General features: G+C 72.9%; 1 pseudogene. It reads left to right on the top strand.

Annotated elements, in window-relative coordinates:
- Positions 1-229: pseudogene (locus tag ACLJNW_RS29200) on the top strand (energy transducer TonB); the annotation flags it as partial.

Here is a 229-nt window from a genome sequence, read left to right as displayed (position 1 = left end):
ACCCGGCACAGGGTCGGGTGCTCAGCCGGCGCGAGACGATCCTGCTGGTCCTGTTCGCCCTGACCCTGCACGGAGCGGTGATCCATTGGCTGAGCCAGCAGAGAACCCCGGCGCTGCCCGAGGTGCCGCCACAGGTGCCGCCGATGACCATCGAGTTCACCGCCCCGGCGCCGCCGGTGGTGGAACCGCCGCCGCCCGAGCCGTTGCCGCCGGTGGTCGAGGAACCGCC

Origin of the sequence: Salmonella sp. SAL4457 (assembly GCF_046548235.1) — a bacterium.
Lineage (GTDB): Bacteria > Pseudomonadota > Gammaproteobacteria > Enterobacterales > Enterobacteriaceae > Salmonella > Salmonella enterica.
Note: the sequence above shows the minus strand (reverse complement) of the source record. Positions and strands in the feature narration are given on the sequence as shown.